General features: G+C 71.0%; 14 protein-coding genes and 1 pseudogene. 8 read left to right on the plus strand and 7 right to left on the minus strand.

The window, feature by feature from the left end; genetic code table 11:
* Positions 1 to 63: 63 nt before the first annotated feature.
* The gene (leuA, locus tag ACWEQG_RS02305; RefSeq protein WP_452281005.1) at positions 64 to 1,788 is read left to right on the plus strand and encodes a 2-isopropylmalate synthase; all 1,725 of its coding nucleotides are present in this window, start codon (positions 64 to 66) and stop codon (positions 1,786 to 1,788) included.
* A 293-nt stretch (positions 1,789 to 2,081) separates the two neighbouring features.
* Positions 2,082 to 3,011 carry a hypothetical protein gene (locus ACWEQG_RS02310; RefSeq protein WP_452281007.1) on the plus strand — a complete coding sequence of 310 codons (930 nt, stop codon included), beginning with the start codon at positions 2,082 to 2,084 and terminating at the stop codon, positions 3,009 to 3,011.
* A gap of 37 nt (positions 3,012 to 3,048) precedes the next feature.
* On the opposite strand, the gene ACWEQG_RS02315 is transcribed toward ACWEQG_RS02310, so the two are convergent.
* From ACWEQG_RS02315 to ACWEQG_RS02325, 3 genes and pseudogenes are all read right to left on the minus strand, one after another.
* On the minus strand, positions 3,049 to 3,951 hold the full coding sequence (locus tag ACWEQG_RS02315; RefSeq protein ID WP_452281009.1) for a nucleotidyl transferase AbiEii/AbiGii toxin family protein: 903 nt from the start codon (positions 3,949 to 3,951) through the stop codon (positions 3,049 to 3,051).
* Positions 3,952 to 3,967: 16 nt separating this feature from the next.
* Positions 3,968 to 4,171: a hypothetical protein gene (locus tag ACWEQG_RS02320; protein WP_452281659.1), complete on the minus strand. Its 204-nt coding sequence runs from the start codon at positions 4,169 to 4,171 to the stop codon at positions 3,968 to 3,970.
* A 276-nt stretch (positions 4,172 to 4,447) separates the two neighbouring features.
* A pseudogene (locus ACWEQG_RS02325) lies at positions 4,448 to 4,603 on the minus strand (type IV toxin-antitoxin system AbiEi family antitoxin domain-containing protein); the annotation flags it as partial.
* Between the two features lie 127 nt (positions 4,604 to 4,730).
* Here ACWEQG_RS02325 and ACWEQG_RS02330 point away from each other — a divergent pair.
* Together ACWEQG_RS02330 and ACWEQG_RS02335 are read left to right on the plus strand one after the other, a co-directional pair.
* On the plus strand, positions 4,731 to 6,395 hold the full coding sequence (locus ACWEQG_RS02330) for an FUSC family protein (protein ID WP_452281011.1): 1,665 nt from the start codon (positions 4,731 to 4,733) through the stop codon (positions 6,393 to 6,395).
* 11 nt (positions 6,396 to 6,406) lie between these two features.
* Entirely contained in the window at positions 6,407 to 6,946 is a 540-nt protein-coding gene (locus ACWEQG_RS02335; protein ID WP_452281013.1) for a MarR family winged helix-turn-helix transcriptional regulator, read from the plus strand.
* Between the two features lie 37 nt (positions 6,947 to 6,983).
* On the opposite strand, the gene ACWEQG_RS02340 is transcribed toward ACWEQG_RS02335, so the two are convergent.
* On the minus strand, positions 6,984 to 7,682 hold the full coding sequence (locus ACWEQG_RS02340; RefSeq protein WP_452281015.1) for a TetR/AcrR family transcriptional regulator: 699 nt from the start codon (positions 7,680 to 7,682) through the stop codon (positions 6,984 to 6,986).
* A gap of 112 nt (positions 7,683 to 7,794) precedes the next feature.
* Here ACWEQG_RS02340 and ACWEQG_RS02345 point away from each other — a divergent pair, with 112 nt between their 5' ends.
* From ACWEQG_RS02345 to ACWEQG_RS02355, 3 genes are read left to right on the plus strand one after another with little or no spacing between them, the layout of a single operon-like run.
* Positions 7,795 to 8,142, plus strand: coding sequence for a YrdB family protein (locus tag ACWEQG_RS02345; protein WP_452281017.1), 348 nt, complete (start codon positions 7,795 to 7,797; stop codon positions 8,140 to 8,142).
* Between the two features lie 10 nt (positions 8,143 to 8,152).
* Positions 8,153 to 9,082: an NAD-dependent epimerase/dehydratase family protein gene (locus ACWEQG_RS02350; protein WP_452281019.1), complete on the plus strand. Its 930-nt coding sequence runs from the start codon at positions 8,153 to 8,155 to the stop codon at positions 9,080 to 9,082.
* Positions 9,083 to 9,116: 34 nt separating this feature from the next.
* Positions 9,117 to 10,052 carry a Gfo/Idh/MocA family protein gene (locus ACWEQG_RS02355; RefSeq protein WP_452281021.1) on the plus strand — a complete coding sequence of 312 codons (936 nt, stop codon included), beginning with the start codon at positions 9,117 to 9,119 and terminating at the stop codon, positions 10,050 to 10,052.
* 80 nt (positions 10,053 to 10,132) lie between these two features.
* On the opposite strand, the gene ACWEQG_RS02360 is transcribed toward ACWEQG_RS02355, so the two are convergent.
* Positions 10,133 to 11,473, minus strand: coding sequence for a Glu/Leu/Phe/Val family dehydrogenase (locus tag ACWEQG_RS02360; RefSeq protein WP_452281023.1), 1,341 nt, complete (start codon positions 11,471 to 11,473; stop codon positions 10,133 to 10,135).
* A 234-nt stretch (positions 11,474 to 11,707) separates the two neighbouring features.
* On the opposite strand from ACWEQG_RS02360, the gene ACWEQG_RS02365 reads away from it, so the two are divergent.
* Positions 11,708 to 13,291 (plus strand): alkaline phosphatase D family protein, encoded by a 1,584-nt coding sequence (locus tag ACWEQG_RS02365; RefSeq protein ID WP_452281025.1) that lies wholly within the window; start codon positions 11,708 to 11,710, stop codon positions 13,289 to 13,291.
* On the opposite strand, the gene rocD is transcribed toward ACWEQG_RS02365, so the two are convergent.
* A complete protein-coding gene (rocD, locus tag ACWEQG_RS02370) occupies positions 13,260 to 14,465 on the minus strand; it encodes an ornithine--oxo-acid transaminase (RefSeq protein ID WP_452281027.1) in 1,206 nt (401 codons plus the stop codon). The genes ACWEQG_RS02365 and rocD overlap by 32 nt on opposite strands.
* Entirely contained in the window at positions 14,462 to 15,316 is an 855-nt protein-coding gene (gene ddaH / locus ACWEQG_RS02375) for a dimethylargininase (RefSeq protein WP_452281029.1), read from the minus strand. Before ddaH ends, rocD begins: the two co-directional genes overlap by 4 nt.
* Between the last annotated feature and the right edge of the window lie 32 nt (positions 15,317 to 15,348).

Here is a 15,348-nt window from a genome sequence, read left to right on the forward strand (position 1 = left end):
CACTCCAATGATCGACGGCAACGTCGTGCCCGGGGCTCGCCGTGCGCCCGACGAGGAGCAATCATGAATGAGCAGCAGCCGAGCCCGATGCCGTTCCATCGCTACACGCCGTTCGAGCCCGTACGGCTGACCGACCGCACCTGGCCCGACAAGGTCATCACCGAGGCGCCCCGCTGGTGCGCGGTGGACCTGCGCGACGGCAACCAGGCGCTGATCGACCCGATGGACGCCGACCGCAAGCTCAAGATGTTCGACCTGCTGGTCCGGCTGGGCTACAAGGAGATCGAGGTCGGCTTCCCCGCCGCGTCGCAGACGGACTACGACTTCGTCCGCCAGATCATCGAAGAGGAGCGCATCCCCTCCGACGTGGTCATCCAGGTGCTGACGCAGGCCAGGCCCGAGCTGATCGAGCGGACCTTCGAGTCGCTGCGCGGCGCGCGCCAGGCGATCGTCCACCTGTACAACTCCACCTCCACCCTCCAGCGCCGGGTCGTCTTCGGCCAGGACAGGGACGGCATCACCGCCATCGCCGTCGAGGGCGCCAAGCTGTGCAAGAAGCTGGCGGCCGAGATGGAGGGCACGGAGATCTACTTCCAGTACTCGCCCGAGTCCTTCACCGGCACCGAGCTGGAGTACGCCGTCGAGGTCTGCAACGCCGTCAACGATGTGTGGCGGCCCACCCCCGACCACAAGGTGATCGTCAACCTGCCGGCGACGGTCGAGATGGCCACGCCCAACGTGTACGCCGACCAGATCGAGTGGATGCACCGCAACCTGGCGTACCGGGACTCGATCGTGCTGTCCCTGCACCCGCACAACGACCGAGGCACCGCCGTCGCCGCCGCCGAGCTGGGCTACATGGCCGGCGCCGACCGCATCGAGGGCTGCCTGTTCGGCAACGGCGAGCGGACCGGCAACGTCTGCCTGGTGACGCTGGGCATGAACCTGTTCTCCCAGGGCGTCGACCCGCAGATCGACTTCTCGGACATGGACGAGATCCGGCGGGTGGTCGAACACTGCAACCAGCTGCCTGTCCACCCTCGCCATCCGTGGGGCGGCGAGCTGGTCTACACGGCCTTCTCCGGCTCCCACCAGGACGCCATCAAGAAGGGCCTGGAGCACCTGGAGCGCGACGCGGCCGCCGCCGGCGTGCCGGTCGACGAGTTCGCGTGGGCCGTGCCGTACCTGCCGATCGACCCCAAGGACATCGGCCGCACGTACGAGGCCGTGATCCGCGTCAACAGCCAGTCGGGCAAGGGCGGCGTCGCCTACATCATGAAGGCCGACCACCAGCTCGACCTGCCGCGCCGTCTGCAGATCGAGTTCTCCCGCGTCATCCAGGCCCGTACGGACGCCGAGGGCGGCGAGGTCACCGCCGCCGAGATGTGGGAGCGGTTCTCCGACGAGTACCTGCCCAACCCGGCGAGCCCGTGGGGGCGGCTGGGCCTGCTGGCCCACCGGCACACCTCCACCGTGGACGACAAGGACGCGATCAGCGCCGACGTGCGGGTCGACGGCCAGATCCGGGAGATCGAGGGCGTCGGCAACGGCCCCATCTCGGCCTTCTGCGACGCGCTGGAGAACATCGGGGTGCCGGTGCGGGTCCTCGACTACACCGAGCACGCGATGAGCGCGGGCGCCGACGCCAAGGCCGCGTCGTACGTGGAGTGCGAGGTCGGCGGGCCGGAGGGCACGCAGGTCCTGTGGGGCGTCGGCATCGACGCGAACACGACGACCGCCTCGCTCAAGGCCATCATCTCCGCCGTCAACCGCGCCACCCGCCACTGACGTCCCCCCGATTCTCGCGGTGACGCGCGATGACCTGCGCGATCACTGCTCATGACCTTGCCCAAAATCGCAAGCGTATGTCCTGACCGGCCCACAAGGCGGTCGTGATCACGCGAAAGGCGGCAACCGGGAGATCCCCGACTGCCGCCTTTCGCATGTCTCGTGCTCGACGGCGACGTCGGGATCCACCGTCGCAGGCACAATGGATCATGCAACGACATATGCCCCCCTCCTTTATGGGTTAGGACATCCTGCGCATGAGGCGATTGATTGCAGTATTCGGCGCGACTGCTGTGACCTGCGCTCTACCGGCCCCCGCCTCGGCGGCAGCGGCCGCCGGCGATCCCGTGGCCGCGGTACGGCGGCTCCTGTCCGCCCAGCTCACCGTCAAGGTGGTCGAGTGGGGAGACGTCCAGCTGGGTTCGCGCTCGCGGGTGATCAATAACACGGCCAACACCTTTCAGTACGACTTCAAACGCGCGGGGTCGATCCAGCTCGGGCGCAACGGAGTCGTCGCGTCCGACCTGAGCAGGCGGCTGCGGTTCGAGCGTGACGACTCCGCGGCCCTCGTGAAGAAGGACGCCGCCGACGGCGATCCCGTGGCCAGGAGCCTCCTGATCCAGACCCGGCCGCACCGTTCCGTGAGCGTGAACGGCAAGCTCTACACCACCGGACCCCTGTACGGGCCCGCGTTGCCGAAGGGGAAGACCTGGGCCCTGCGTGGCGCGATCCCGAACGGCGGCGCCTTCACCGATCAGGCCGTCGACGTCTTCGAGCCCCAGACGCTGAAAAAGCTGCTGTCCGACATCTATTTCAAAAAGCGCTCCGGCTTCAAGGACAGCACCGGCCGGATCCACGAGAACACGATGCTCTACAAGGGGAAGATCACCTTCGCCGACCTGTACGCCGTCTCGCCTGCCTTCCGCGCGCTTCTCGGGCAGAAGCCCGACGCCACCCTCGCTCCCGCCCTCGTCTGGTGGTGGCTGTGGACCGACAAGAACGGCACGCCCATGATGGTCGATTCCATCTGGGACACCTGGATCAAGGGCGGGGCCGGCCGGCCTCATGCCAGGGGAGCGGCGAGAACCGAATACCTCGCCTGGCGACCCCATGTGACCGTCAAGCCGCCCAGGTCGTCGCTGGTGGCCAAGATCGAGGGCCCGGCCGGCGGGCTGCCCGAGATCGACGACGTGGGCGAGGCCATCCGGGACCGGCGAAGTTAGTCGCGGAGGCTCCGGCCCCGCGTGTCGGGTTGCGTGATCAGGTCCACGCCAGTCTCAGCGGATGCCACGTTCCCGAGGTGACCTGTCCGGACAGAACGGGATCGACCAGTGCCTTGGCCACGAGCAGCGCCTCGCCGAGTGATCGTTCGGCGATCCAGGGATTATCGGCGACCACGGTGGCGTATCCGACTGCCCACATCGCTTCATCCGGCGCATTGAGCTCGGCGCCGTGAAGCAGTTCGCGACGGTGTGCCTCCGAGGTGAAGGCGGTGCGGAGCGCCTCGGCCCGTAAAGATCGCGACCTCGCTATGAGAACCAGGTCGACAAGGTCGCGAAAGCGGGTGCTCGGTCTGCCGTTCCGGACTTCCAGCATTGCCATGACCTTGTCGGCGACGGTATCGACCAGCGGATAAAGCCGGTACGGCGGCCGGACCAGTCCCGGGATGTCGAGCGAAAGAGCGGGCGGTGAAACTTCTGGGTGGCCCGTGATGATGCCGCCGGTCACCAGATCAACCCCGAATCTCTCGAAGCGGCGCGGGCCCAGCCAGGCCTCCACACCCACCCGTATGCCCGCCACTCCCTGGATGAGGGATCGCGGCCGGTCGAAGCGGAAGGTGAAAAAGTCGCCCAGGCAAGCGTCGGCGGCGGTGCGCAGCGCCGCGAAACCCGCCTCCGGCGAACCGGCGCGGGCCACGACGTCGACGTCGGCAGAGTGCCGGGCCGAAGAGAGGCGGGCGAGCAGGGCCACGCCGCCCTTGAGGATCCAACAGTCGTCATCGCCGGCGAAGAGGCGGGCGAGTAAGCGGTCATACGCAAACTGACGGCGGCGTTGGCTCGTCGAATAGGGCGATTCGCCCGAGGTTTTCTTGAGACGGTCCGTGATGGCGGCACCGAAAGCTTGCGGGGAGGTGTACGGAAACCTGTCGCCGGTGGGCTGCATGTGATTACAGCTGTCCTCATCGCTCGGTCAGATGCTGCAGAAACTCCTGGCCGTTCGCATCGGGCAGTCCGTAGCCCACGGCATAGGGCGCCAGAGCCGTGGCGAGGTCGCTGGGCTGGATCAGGTTCCGTTCCAGCATGTCCGCCACCACAAGGCCCAGATGACCTCCATCAAGACAGGCGGCTGCCAAATCTGTCACCGTCCGTTCCGGAGTGGTCACGAGGAGTCCGTCGACCCATTCGACATCATCGACCGCGAGCCCTGCAGGGTGAATGGCCACATCCAGTCGCCGGGTCCGATAACGACGCGGCGGGGGGACGATGAATTCCCACCGTAGGGGATCGAGAAGTCCTACCTCGTATACGAGAGTTGCACTGGTGCGGGAGACGACTCCGTGAGCGGGTCCTCGCTGGTCTATGCGCAGTTCGGGGGCTAGCTGAAGCCACGCGGCCCGTAGTTCCTCCAGCCTGGGGCGCGGAGCGCCGGCCACCCGGTAGACGCCGTGAGCTACGTGTTCGAGAGCCCTGGCCTGGACCAGGCGGCTGAGGTCGCGGCGATGCGCACCATGGCACGTGGCCTGACGAGCGGTGACCAGACCATGCTGGGCCTCCGCGAGGGGCGAAAGGATGCTCATCGCACTGGCGAGTCCCATGGCACGACTGTCTCATATCTGAGACTGTCGTGCCTAAGTCCCATGCGGCGACTGTACGAGCACGGCGGCGCCCTTGGTGGGGGTCGGAGCGTTTCGCGGGCTGATATGTTTTATGAGTAAAACACTCGTGAACGAACAGGGGATCATGAGGCCGGGCAAGCGACATCGGCGGCTGCCGTTGCGGGGAGTGTTCAGCGTCGGCGGGCTGGGGGACGTCTGGCACAAGCAGGCGCTCAGCGCGGTCGTCGCGCTCGCCGTGCCGGACGCGGTCCTTCTCCTGCTGGACCGTCTGGACCTGGCCGTGTACACCTCCGCCGGCGCCTTGTGCGCCCTCTACGCGCACGGCCTGCCGTACCGGGTCAGGGCGCGCACCCTGCTCGGCGTGGCGGCGGGCATGGTCGCCAGCGTGGGCGTCGCGCTCACCGCGGCCGGTCTCACCGGCTCGGCCCCCGTCCTGGTCGTCGTGGCGGCGCTGCTCGCCGCCGCGCACAAGGTGGCGTGCGACGCCGCCCGGATCGGCCCGCCGGGCAACCTGATCTTCACGTTCATCGGCGCGACCTGCACGTTCCTGCCGCAGCGGCTCGGGGATGTCCCCTTCCATCTCGCGCTCGTCGCGGCGGCGGCGGCGCTCGCCTGGCTCGTCTGCATGGCTCCCGCGCTCGTCCGCCCCGAAGGGCCGCAGCGAACGGCCGTGGCCCGGGCGCTGGAGGCCGCCGTGCGGCTCGCCCACGCGGAGGGCCCGGCGGCCACACGCGCGCGGCACGACGCGGCCGCGGCGGTGAACGCGGCCTGGCACACGCTGCTCCCGTCGCCCGAGGGGAGGGGCAGGCGCGCGCTCGAACGTCTCCTGGCCCGGGTGGAGGCGTCCCTGCCGGCCGTGCCCCGCGACGAGGCGAGCCTGTTCGCGAACTGGGCCGCGGACCTGCGCCGCAACCGGCCGGTGCCCGAAGTGAGCCTCGGTGAGGCGGGAGCCGCCGGGCTCGCCGGCATCGTGCTGGAGCGGGCGGCGCCGGCCGGGCCGGGCCTGCTGCGCATGTTCCACCCCGCCTCCCCGCTGTTCCCGATCGGCGTACGCGTCGCCGTCGGGTCCGCCCTCGCCGGGCTGGTCTCGCTGGCGGCCGGGGTCGGTCACCCCTACTGGGCGGTGGTCACGGCCGCGGCGGTCTTCCAGGCCAACGCCACGCTGTCGTGGCAGCGGGCCCTGCAGCGCGCCCTCGGAAACGTGGTCGGCCTGCTCGTCTTCACGGCGCTGCTGCCGGTCAGCCGTACGGGCGCGCTCGCCCTGGTCCTGCTCACGCTGGCCCTCCAGTTCTGCACCGAGGCGCTGATGACCCGCAACTACTGGCTGGGCACGGTGTGCGTGACGCCGATGGCCCTCCTGCTCACCGAACTGCCCGGATATCAGCCCGCGTGGCCGCTGGTCCGCGACCGCTGGCTGGACACGGCCGTGGGCGTCGCGGCGGGACTGCTCGGCTGCCTGCTGGTGACCAACCGCCGCAGCGCCGGACGGATCGACGCGGCGCTGCGGCGCGTGGCCGCCGCCCAGGCGGCGGCCCGGCACCTCCTCGCCCGTGACCCGCGTGAGCCCGGGGAGACGGCGCGGGTGAGGGGCGTGCTCGTCGACGCGCTGGTGGAGCTGCGCCGGGCCGCCGACGTCGCCGCCGGAGAGTGGTGGCAGCGCGCGTTGCCGGAGGAGCAGGTCGCCCGGGCCGAGCAGGAGGGGCACCGCCTGCTGGCGAGGCTGGCCGTACGGGATCGGGATAGAGTCGGCTGCGAACGGACCCAGGGCTGAGGAATCGGGGCGTGGAGGACATCGCCGGCGAGGCGCCCGAGAGCGTCGCAGAGGACGTCGTCGCGCAGGTGATGCGCCAGTGGCGGCGTGTCCACCCCGAGCTGGACACCGCGCCGATCGCCGTGATCGGCCGCCTCACCCGCTGCGTCCTGCTGCTGCAGCAGGCCGGTGACGCGCCCCTGCGGGAGCACGGACTCACCCGGCCGGAGTTCGACGTCCTCGCCGCGCTGCGGAGGCTGGACCGGGAGCTGACCCCGAGCCGGATCGCCAGGGAGACCTTCGCCTCGGGCGCGGCCGTCACCAAGCGGCTGCGCACCCTGGAGGAGCGCGGCCTCGTGCGCCGCCGCCCCGACGACCGCGACCGGCGGGTCTCGCACCTCGCGCTCACCGACGAGGGCCGTACGCTCACCGACCGGCTGCTGCCCCGGCAGCTCGGCTACGAGAGCGACCTCCTGGCGGCGCTGGGCGCGGACCGGCGGCGGGAGCTCGGGGACCTCCTCGGCGAGCTGCTCCTCCTCCTCGAAGGACGCCTCGGCGCCCGTCAGTTCTGACCGTGACGTCGGCGGGCGTCCGGCTGCCGGAGGCCGCCTACTCCGGCAGGCCGACGAGGCGGGCGAGGCAGGTCATGTTGTGGTCGAACAGCTCGGCGCGGTGGGTGATCGTGTTGGCGAACTGGCCGAAGAGTTCGAAGCTGACCATCCCGAACAGGCCCGTCCACGCGACGACGGCCCGCGTGATCACGTCGTCCGGCACCTCCGGCATCAGCGACCGGACGACCTCGGCGTCCTCCGACAGGACCGCGGGCGGCGGCGGGCAGACCGGGGGAGGGACGAGCCTGCCCGCGCGGTGGGCGTCGGCGAGGATCCCTCCGTACACGGCCGTGTCCCGCGTCGCCGGCGCGACCGTGTCCTGCGGAGCCGCGTAGCCCGGCACGGGTGAGCCGTACAGCAGAGCGTACTCGTGCGGATGGGCCAGGGCCCAGGTGCGTACGGCACGGCAGACGGCGAGCCAGCGCCCGGTGAAGTCGTCGCGCGCGCAGGCGGCGTCGGCGCGCTCGACGGCCTCTCCGAGCGCGTTGTATCCGTCGATGATCAGCGCGGTCAGCAGGTCGTCGCGGCTGGGGAAGTAGCGGTAGATGGCCGAGGAGACCATCCCCATCTCCCGGGCCACCGCCCGCAGGGACAGGCCCGAGGCCCCCTCGGTCGCCAGCTGGCGCCGGGCGATGTCCGTGATCTCCCTGATCAGCTCCGCTCTCACCCGCTCCCGCGCGGTACGGCTCGCGTTCATGCGGCCAGGTTATCAGAGCACCTGAGCAATTAGAGAGCAGTGCTCTTGACGAAGAGCGCTCCGATCAGAGAGCATTGCTCTCGCAACGGAGCGACGAACGCAAGGAGTGCCGATGCTCACCGTGACCAAGGGAGCGGTCGCCGCAGTGATGTTCTTCCTGGAGCTGGGAGTGCTGATCTCGCTGGCCTACTGGGGCTTCACGCGGGAGGCGCATCTCCTGGTCAGGATCGTGGTGGGGCTCGGCGCGCCCGCGGTGTTCGCGACGCTCTGGGGGTTGTTCATGGCAGGCGGCAAGGCGCCGCACCAGCTGCACGGGCTCGCCCGGGCGGCCTTCGAGGTCGTGTGGTTCGGGGCGGGGGCGGCCGCGCTGGCGGCCTCCGGGCTCGTCACCGCGGGCGTCGTGTTCGCGGTGGTGTACGTCGTGGACGGCGTGCTGCGGCTGCTGACGGATCAGGTGTGAAGGAGAGGTTATGGGCAAGCATGTGATCGTCGGGGCGGGACAGGTCGGCGGCGGGCTCGCCGAGACACTGGCGGAGCGGGGGCACGAGGTGACCCTCGTCACCCGCTCGGGCTCCGGACCGAAGCGCCCCGGGATCTCACCCGTCGCGGCGGACGCGGGCGACGCGTCCGCGATGCGGCGGCTCACCGAGGGGGCCGACGCGCTCTACAACTGCGCCAACCCGCGCTATCACCGGTGGCCCGTGGACTGGCCGCCGATCGCGGCCTCGCTCCTGGCCGCGGCGGAGTCGTCCGGGGCCGTGTTGGTCACGCTGGGCAACCTGTACGGGTACGGGCCGGTGGACGGGCCGATGACCGAGGACCTGCCGCTCGCCGCGACCGGGACGAAGGGCAGGGTCCGGGCGCGGATGTGGGAGGAGATGCGGGCCGCACACGAGGCGGGCAGAGTGCGGGTGACCGAGGTGCGGGGCTCGGACTACTACGGGCCGCGGTCGTCCGACCAGTCCTACCTCGGACCGCGGCTCCTGGAGCCCCTGTTCGCGGGCAAGCCCGCCACCGTCATCAGCGACCCCGGCATTCCGCACAGCTACACGTACCTGCCCGACGTGGTGCGGGCGCTGGCGGCGGCCGCGGAGGAGGAGCGCGCGTGGGGCCGGGCCTGGCACATCCCGACCGCGCCGCCCTTCACTCTGCGCGAGTACGCCGAGAGGGTGTGCGAGGCGGCCGGCCTTCCGGCGCCGCGCCTGCGGCGGCTGCCGGCGTTGGTGGTCAAGGCGGGTGGTCTCGCGTCGCCGTTCCTGCGTGAGCTGGGGGAGACCCGTTATCAGTTCGACCGGCCGTACGTGCTCGACTCCGCCGCCTCCCAGGCGGTCCTCGGGTTCGCGCCGACGTCGATGGAGGACGGGGTGAAGGAGACGGTGGCGTGGTGGCGGGGGCGCTGAAAGGCGCCGGAGGGACGGCGGTAGTCTCCCGGGCATGAGAGTCGGGATCATCGGTCTGGGAGACATCGCGGAGAAGGCGTACCTGCCGGTGCTGGCGGCGACGCCGGACATCGAGCCGCTGCTGTGCACCCGTGACCGCACGGCTCTCGACCGGCTCGGGGACGCCTACCGCATCGGCGCCCGCTTCACCGCCCTCGGCGACCTCGTCGGCGCCGGGATCGACGCGGCGTTCGTGCACGCGGCCACGCAGGCCCACGTCCCGATCGTGACCACGCTGCTGGAGGCGGGCGTGCACGTCTACGTCGACAAGCCGCTCGCCTACGACGCCGCCGCCTCCGCCGGGCTCGTACGGCTGGCCGCCGAGCGGAACAGGTCACTGATGGTCGGGTTCAACCGCAGGCACGCCCCCGCGTACGCGGCCCTGCGCGACCTGCCGCGCGACGTGGTCGTGATGCAGAAGAACCGGCGCGACCTGCCCGGCGACCCGCGCGCCGTGGTCTTCGACGACTTCATCCACGTGGCCGACACGCTGCGCTTCCTCGCCCCCGGGCCGATCACCGGCACCTCGGTCAGGACCAGGGTGCGGGAGGGCCTGCTCGAACACGTCGTGGTCACGCTCGGCGGCGACGGCTTCACCGCCGTCGGCGTGATGAGCCGCACCAGCGGCGCGGCCGAGGAGACCTGCGAGGTCATGGGCGACGGCGGGAAGCGGCGCGTGGTCAACCTCGGCGACGTGGTCGACTACGCCGGGGACGAGACCGTCACGAGGCGGGGGGACTGGGTCCCGGCGACCAGGCAGCGCGGCATCGAGCAGATCTGCCGGGAGTTCCTCGGCGCGGTGCGGGAGGGGCGGATCCTCACGGCGGACGACGCCCTGCTGACCCACGAGCTGTGTGAGGAGATCGTCCGGGCCGCGGCGGACATCACCGCTGCGGGTGCCGCCGCTGAGGACGTAGCCGCGACGGCCTGACCGCCTCCCGGAAGCCGCATATTCCCGGGAGGCGGCCGTCATCGCCGTCTTCGACAGCCGTCAGGGGTCTTCCACGGCCGTCAGGGGTAGAGGCCACGCATCCGGTGGGCCTCGGCCACCCGTCCCACGCCGATCGCGTGGGCGGCCTGGCGGAGGGTGAGGTCGCGCTCCACGGCCAGTTCCGCGACCGCCCGATAGGCGTTCTCCATCAGGTCGCGGAGCTTCACCTCGACCTCGCCCGCGCTCCAGGAGTACGCCTGGGTGTTCTGCACCCACTCCAGGTAGGACACGATGACCCCGCCGGCGTTGGCCAGGATGTCGGGGACCACCGTGATCCCGCTGCCCGCCAGGATCAGGTCGGCTTCGGGCGTGGTGGGCCCGTTGGCGCCCTCCACGACCAGGCGGGCCCGTACGCGCGGGGCGTTGTCCGCCGTGATCACGCCTTCGAGCGCGGCGGGCACCAGCACGTCCACGTCGAGTTCGAGCAGGTCGCCGCGGGAGAGCGGGTCGGCGTCGCGGTAGCCGTGGACCGAGCCGGTCTCGGCCGCGTGGGCGCGCAGCGCGGCGACGTCGAGCCCCGAGGGCCGGACGACCGCGCCGCCCGCGTCGGAGACCGCCACGACACGGCAGCCGGCGTCGGCGAGATACTGCGCGGCGAGCGCGCCCACCTTGCCGAAGCCCTGCACCGCCACGGTCGCGCCCTCGGGGGAGCGCGCCCCGCTGATCTCGGCCAGCGCCCGCAGCGCGGCGATCTGCACCCCGCGCGAGGTCGCGCCCGCGCGGCCCAGCGAGCCGCCGAGCGCCGTGGGCTTGCCGGTCACCACGCCCGGGACCGAGTAGCCCGCGTTCGCGCTGTAGGTGTCCATGATCCAGGCCATGGTCTGCTCGTCGGTGCCGACGTCGGGCGCGGGGATGTCCTTCTCCGGGCCGATCAGCGGCAGGATCTCGTTGACGTAGCGCCGGGTGACGCGTTCGAGCTCGCGCGTGGTCAGCGTGGCCGGGTCCACCGCGACGCCGCCCTTGGCCCCGCCGTACGGGATGCCGACGAGCGCGCACTTCCACGTCATCCACATGGCCAGGGCGGTGACCTCGGCGAGGTCGGTGGCGGGGTGAAAGCGGATGCCGCCCTTGGCCGGGCCGCGCGACAGGTTGTGCTGCACGCGGTGGCCCTGCACCACCTCCAGGCGGCCGTCCTCGCGCCGTACGGGCACGGAGACCGTCAGCGAGCGGCGGGGTGTGGCGAGCATGCGGTGCATGCCGTCGTCGAGGCCGAGGAAGTGGGACGCCTCGGCGAGCTGGAACCGGGCGGCGGCGAGGGCGCGCTCACCGGGGGTGGGCTGGGGGGCGAAAGACGCGGTCTGCCGATCGGGGATCGGGGACCGAACCCCCGACGCCGTTGTCGGGAAGTCCGTGATGGTCATTCTGTTGTGCTCCTGTCGGAAGAGAGGCCGTCCCCCGGACCTCGCGGACCGTCGACGTTGACGACCGCGTACGACCGGCCTGGAGGAGCGACATGAGGATCAAACCGTGAGCCGTGGTGATCGCGATATTGGCCAATAAGGAGATCGCCGGGCGACATTTCGCCGTTCTGGTGTACTTGGGGCGCTCTTAGGGGAGCTTTTGCGATAGACGGGGTTTGCCAGTAGACAAGGTGGGTGCCGGAACTTGTGCTGGGCCCGCTGCTGCGTCACGTGGACGCGGCCGCCGCGACCGTCTGGGTGGAGACCTCCGAGCCGTGTACCGTCCGCGTGCGGGCCGGCGACGCCTGTTCGGAGGAGCGCACCTTCACCGTGCACGGTCACCATTACGCCCTGATCGACGTCGGCGTCGACGGGCCGGTGGCCTACGAGGTGGAGCTCGACGACCGGCGGGTGTGGCCGGAAGCCGGCCTGCCGCCGAGCGTGATCCACCCGCTCATCCGCCTCGACCGGCTGATCTTCGGCTCCTGCCGCACCAGCGTGCCGCACGAGGAGCCGTACGTGCGCACGCACGGCCCGGACGTCCTGCGGGCGTACGGCCTGCGTGTGATGGAGTCGCCGGACGAGCGGCCCGACCTGATCCTGCTGCTGGGCGACCAGGTGTACGCCGACGAGCTCACCCCGGACATGAAGGAGTTCATCGCCGGGCGCAGGGACGACGGCCCGCAGGAGGTCGTCGACTTCGAGGAGTACGCCGAGCTGTACCGCCAGGCGTGGTCCGATCCTCCGGTCCGCTGGCTGATGGCCACGGTCCCCACCCTCATGATCTTCGACGACCACGACGTCAGGGACGACTGGAACACCTCGGCGGCGTGGCGTGAGCAGATGGCCGACGTGCCCTGGTGGGACCGGCGCATCGTCTCGGCGCTCGGCTCGTACTACATCTACCAGCACCTGGGGAACCTGCCTCCGGACGAGCGGGCGGCCGATCCCGTGCTCGCCGCGCTGAAGGCCGGCGGCGGCGACGAGGTGCTCGACGTCTTCGCCCGGCGGGCCGACCGTGAGCCCGATTCGGTGCGCTGGAGCTACCACCGGGACCTGGGCGACACCCGGCTGATCGTCCTCGACAGCCGCAGCGCCCGGGTGCTGGAGCCGGGACACCGGCGGATGCTCGACCCCGCGGAATGGGACTGGTTCGACAAGCACGCCACGGGGGACTTCGACCACCTGCTCGTCGGGTCCTCGCTGCCGATCCTGCTGCCTGCGGGCATCCACCACGTCGAGAGCTGGAACGAGGCGGTCTGCGACGGCATCTGGGGCCGCCGGGCGGCGCGGTGGGGCGAGCGGCTGCGGCAGTTTCTCGACCTGGAGCACTGGGGAGCCTTCCGCCGGTCGTTCGAGGAACTCGCGCGGGTGGTGGTGGAGGTCGCCTCGGGCGGCCGGGGCAGGCCGCCCGCGAGCGTCCTGCTCCTGTCGGGCGACGTCCACTACTCCTACATGGCGTCCGTACGGCGCCGGGGCGGCGGGCGCGTCCACCAGATCGTCTGCTCGCCGATCCGCAACCCGCTGAGCCGCACGCTGCGCTTCGCCAACATCGTGGCCTCGTTCGGGCTGGCGGGCGTGCTCGGCGGCGTGCTGGCCAGGGCGGGCGGCCTGCCCCGGACGCCGGTGCGATGGCGGATCAGCAAGGGACCCTGGTTCCCCAACATGATGACCGCCGTCGACCTGGCGCCCGGAGAGGCCAGGGTGACGTGGTTCACCGACACCGGCGACCACGACACGGTGCTGATCAGGCCCGAGCCTCCCGCAGCACCGCGCTGAGCTGGTCCATCGCCCACTCCAGGTCGTCCCGGGAGACGACGAGGGGCGGCGCGAGGCGGATCGTCGAGCCGTGCGTGTCCTTGACGAGCACGCCGCGGCGCAGGAGCGCCTCGCTGATCTGCCGGCCCGTGCCGAGGGAGGGGTCGATGTCGACGCCCGCCCACAGTCCGCGCCCGCGCACCGCCACCACACCGGGGCCCAGATCGGCCAGCCGCGCGTGCAGGAACGCGCCCAGCTCGCGGGCCCTGGCCTGATACTCGCCGGTCTTCAGCAGCCCGATGACCGCGTCGCCGACGGCGCACGCCAGCGGGTTGCCGCCGAACGTGGAGCCGTGCTGGCCCGGCCCGATCACGCCCATGACGTCGGTGTTCGCGACGACCGCGGAGACCGGGACCACGCCGCCGCCGAGGGCCTTGCCCAGGACGTACAGGTCCGGGACGACCCGCTCGTGGTCGCAGGCGAACGTGTCGCCGGTGCGCCCGAGGCCCGACTGGATCTCGTCGGCCACCAGCAGCACGTTGTTGTCGGTGCAGATCTCCCGGACCGCGGCCAGGTAGCCGTCCGGCGGGACCAGCACGCCTGCCTCGCCCTGGATCGGCTCGAGCAGCACGGCCACGGTGTTCTCGTCGATCGCCTCCCTGACCGCCTCCACCGAGCCGTACTTGACGGTCCGGAAGCCGGGGGAGAAGGGGCCGAACCCCTCGCGCGACTCGGGGTCGGTGGAGAAGCCCACGATCGTCGTCGTACGGCCGTGGAAGTTGTCCTCCATCACGACGATGTTGGCCTGGTCGGGGGCGACGCCCTTGACCTCGTACCCCCACTTGCGGGCCACCTTGATCGCGGTTTCGACGGCCTCCGCGCCGGTGTTCATCGGCAGGACCATGTCCTTGCCGCACAGCTCGGAAAGGCCGGTGACGAACGCCGCGAACCGGTCGTGGTAGAACGCCCGGCTGGTCAGCGTCAGCCGGTCGAGCTGCTCGCGCGCCGCCGCGAGGATCTCGGGGTTGCCGTGGCCGAAGTTCAGCGAGGAGTAGCCGGCCAGGCAGTCGAGATACCGCTTGCCCTCCACGTCGGTGACCCAGGCGCCCTCGGCGGAGCTGATCACGACCGGCAGCGGGTGGTAGTTGTGCGCGCTGTGGCTCTCGCTGAGCCTGATGAACTCCTCTGTCCTCATCGGATCTCCCTGCTCGGCCGGATCTCGAGGGTGCAGCACTTGGGGCCGCCGCCGGACTTGCGCAGCTCGCTGAGGTCGACCGGGACGACCTCGAAGCCGCGGCGCTTCAGTTCGAGGATCAGCCCGGTCGCCTCGGCGTTGACGACGACGTTCCGGCCGTCGCTCACCGCGTTGAGGCCCAGTACCTCCGCGTCCGCGGACGTGGCGATCACGGCGTCGGGGAACAGCCGCCGCAGCACCTTCCTGCTGCCCTCGCTGAACGCCTCCGGGTAGTACGCCACGTTGTGGCCGTCCAGCGGGAACAGAGCGGTGTCGAGGTGGTAGAACCTCGGGTCGACCAGGCGCAGCGTGACGACCGGGCGGCCGAGGAACTCCTGGGCCTCCATGTGCGCCGCCACGTCGGTGCGGAAGCCCGTCCCGGCCAGGATCATCTCGTCGAGCGTCAGGTAGTCGCCCTCGCCCTCGTTGGTGAAGGACGCCTCCAGTGTCTCGTATCCCCGCTCGTCGAACCACCGCAGGTAGGCGGGGCCCTCGGCGGCACGCTGCGGGTGCGCGAACCTGGCGCCGTAGACCCGTCCGTCGACCACGAGCGCGCCGTTGGCGGCGAACACCATGTCCGGCAGGCCCTCGATCGGGTCGATCAGGCTGACGGTGTGGCCCAGGCTCTCGTACGCCTGCCGGAGGCTCTCCCACTGCCGCAGCGCCCGTGCGGTGTCGGTCTCCTTCTCCGGGTGCATCCACGGGTTGATGGAATAAGAGACCGTGAAGAACTCGGGCCGGCACATCAGGAAATGCCGGGCCGTACCCGTGCGGCCACTCTCTGTGGCCTCGGTGGCTGGCGCGAGCGTCATCGTCGACTCCAAGCGGGAAGAACCGGTGAACG

The sequence above is a fragment of the Microbispora sp. NPDC004025 genome (genome assembly GCF_053604425.1).

Coding starts and splice junctions, on each gene's coding strand:
- ACWEQG_RS02345 (WP_452281017.1), top strand. CDS start 7,795: ATGCTCACCGTGACCAAGGGAGCGGTCGCCGCAGTGATGTTCTTCCTG.
- leuA (WP_452281005.1), top strand. CDS start 64: ATGAATGAGCAGCAGCCGAGCCCGATGCCGTTCCATCGCTACACGCCG.
- ACWEQG_RS02315 (WP_452281009.1), bottom strand. CDS start 3,951: ATGCAGCCCACCGGCGACAGGTTTCCGTACACCTCCCCGCAAGCTTTC.
- ACWEQG_RS02360 (WP_452281023.1), bottom strand. CDS start 11,473: ATGACCATCACGGACTTCCCGACAACGGCGTCGGGGGTTCGGTCCCCG.
- ACWEQG_RS02355 (WP_452281021.1), top strand. CDS start 9,117: ATGAGAGTCGGGATCATCGGTCTGGGAGACATCGCGGAGAAGGCGTAC.
- ACWEQG_RS02340 (WP_452281015.1), bottom strand. CDS start 7,682: ATGAACGCGAGCCGTACCGCGCGGGAGCGGGTGAGAGCGGAGCTGATC.
- rocD (WP_452281027.1), bottom strand. CDS start 14,465: ATGAGGACAGAGGAGTTCATCAGGCTCAGCGAGAGCCACAGCGCGCAC.
- ACWEQG_RS02350 (WP_452281019.1), top strand. CDS start 8,153: ATGGGCAAGCATGTGATCGTCGGGGCGGGACAGGTCGGCGGCGGGCTC.
- ddaH (WP_452281029.1), bottom strand. CDS start 15,316: ATGACGCTCGCGCCAGCCACCGAGGCCACAGAGAGTGGCCGCACGGGT.